This window comes from Halobacillus sp. BBL2006 (assembly GCF_000786645.1).
In the GTDB taxonomy this organism is placed as follows: Bacteria; Bacillota; Bacilli; order Bacillales; family Halobacillaceae; genus Halobacillus.
The window spans coordinates 1-2,281 of sequence record NZ_JRNX01000540.1 but is presented as its reverse complement, the minus strand read 5'-3'; the positions used below and the strand labels follow the sequence as shown (position 1 = coordinate 2,281).

General features: G+C 39.5%; 2 protein-coding genes. Both read right to left on the bottom strand.

Annotated features, from left to right (window positions below; translation table 11 throughout):
- Positions 1-647: 647 nt before the first annotated feature.
- Positions 648-1,094 carry a threonine/serine exporter family protein gene (locus tag LD39_RS15480; protein ID WP_035549248.1) on the bottom strand — a complete coding sequence of 149 codons (447 nt, stop codon included), beginning with the start codon at positions 1,092-1,094 and terminating at the stop codon, positions 648-650.
- A gap of 18 nt (positions 1,095-1,112) precedes the next feature.
- Positions 1,113-1,856, bottom strand: a complete 744-nt coding sequence (locus tag LD39_RS15475) for a threonine/serine exporter family protein (RefSeq protein WP_035549245.1) — start codon at positions 1,854-1,856, stop codon at positions 1,113-1,115.
- Positions 1,857-2,281: the final 425 nt, after the last annotated feature.

Here is a 2,281-nt window from a genome sequence, read left to right as displayed (position 1 = left end):
GAAAAGCCTCTCAAGAGTTTATAAACTCTTGAGAGGCTTTTAATAAATTTAGTAAACGATTTTAAAAACCAGTCAAAATCCAGTCAATTTGTTCTCAAACCCTATAATGAAGGGGTTTTGGGGGCTATCACATCATGCCGCCCATTCCCTGAGCAAGTTAAATGCTTCAATATAAAAACAAAAAACGCCTATATTATTGGTGTTTAATCTTTAAAAGCTAAATAAAGGTGAAATAAGATATCCATGTTTATGAACAATATTCAGTCAAAATCCAGTCAATTTAAAATATAAAAGACCTCTTCGCTGCCAGTCACAAGGACTCCAACTAACGTAGTTAGATTAACCCTGATAACCATTGATATAAAGCCATTAATCGAAGTAACTTTAGGATAGAATCGAATAAGAAAAGATACTAGTTGACTAATTCAGTGGATATAAGCACCCCCCTCTATATCAAGCTCAGGTAAAGATTGCATCACCAGTTGGGACTAGGAGGATAATATTCTCACCACCATGACAGTAGAAGTCCTTACACAAGGCCATACAGCCCTTTATATCACGGCAAATGACTTTATAGCTGAATGCCAAAACAAGGATTAATCCAGTGGATTATAAAGACAAACAAAAGCGCAAGTGAGGCTCAGCCATTACCTCAATTGCGCTTTTGTTTGTCTCATCTTTTTTATAATCTGGTTAAGCACTTCCGAGAACACGAGCCCAAATGCAATAGCACCAGATATCATAAAAGCTTTCGCTGCAATGGAGATAGCGACGCTGTAGTCATTTTGCACAAAGCTTCGCATGGCGTCATACGCGAGACTTCCTGGTACGAGAGGAATAATCCCTGGTACGCTAAATATAATCATAGGCGTTTTGTATATCCTTGCCAGCATCTGGCTGACCATGGCAATAACAAAGGAGGCGATGAGTGTAGCTGGGACACTGTCGACTTCTTCCCATACTAGGGATATGTAAATGATCCAACCAATCATACCGACGAGACCACATTTGATGAGCGTATTTCTTGGCGCCTGAAAGATGATTCCAAAGGCAGCTGATGCAAAAAAGCTTGCTATGGCATGTTCAATCAACATAGTCATTCCTCACGATCTTTAAAATAGTGCAAACATAACAGCAATACCTGCCCCAATTGCAAAAGCCGTTAAAAAGGCCTCCGCCCCCTTGGCGAGTCCTGAGATAAGATGACCTGCCATCAAATCCCTTACAGCGTTGGTGATGAGCAGGCCAGGGACCAACGGCATGACAGAACCAACAACTACCTTATCAACTTCCTTCCCAATACCTAATGAAAAAAGGGAAAAGGCTGTAAATCCAATCAACAACGAAGCAATGAATTCAGCAACAAATTTAATTTCAAATAATCGAATAAAGTTCATTAATGCAATAAATCCTAGCCCTCCTGCTATGCAGGCTGGTAGGAAATCGTACCAACTCCCCTGAAACATGAGACTAAAGAAACCACTCGCTAACGTGGCAGCGATGATTTGCATGCGCATGGAATAATCTGTAGGACTGGTTTCAATTTTTCTAAGCTCTTTATACGCTACGTGAGTAGACATGTCTCCACTTGTAATGTTTCTAGAGACATTATTCGCGAGATTTACTTTTTCGAGATTTGTCTCTCGTGCTGAAACTCTTACTAATTTTGCAGGGGCACCAGGGCTAATCGTAAACACAATCCCAGTAGGTGTTACATAACTTTGTGCTTCATCCCGTCCAAAAGATTGGGCAATCCGCGTCATCGTATCTTCCACACGATAGGTTTCCGCTCCATTTTGTTGCATTATCTTCCCCATTAATAAACATAACTCAATTAAGTCCTCTGTACGCTCCACTCGGTCACCTCAATTCGTATTACAGTATGTTTAGTGTATCTATTCATATACTAAAAGCTTAAAGCCCTTTTTAAAATTTCCACAATCTCGAAACTTCTCCACTTTCTTTTGCACGACTGGCCGGATCTTAGCTCCATATTTGTTCTTAAAGGCTTCCCAATGTTGATGTTCATCCAAGAAAATTCATCGTAAAATATTCGTCTCCATACAAGTACAATACCACATCATCAAGGGCTGTAGTATTGTCAAAAGTTATACATTCTTTACTTTGAACAAAAACTAATAAAAGAACTATCAGGAAAAGAGGTGTGAATTAGTCCCTTTCCACACCTAGGTTTCTTGAATGTATAAACCATTCGGCTATGGGGACTTTAGATATTAATAATATCTGCTATTTTTTCTGTTGCGTTCAGAACAGTGGCAGG

Coding starts and splice junctions, on each gene's coding strand:
- LD39_RS15480 (WP_035549248.1), bottom strand. CDS start 1,094: ATGTTGATTGAACATGCCATAGCAAGCTTTTTTGCATCAGCTGCCTTT.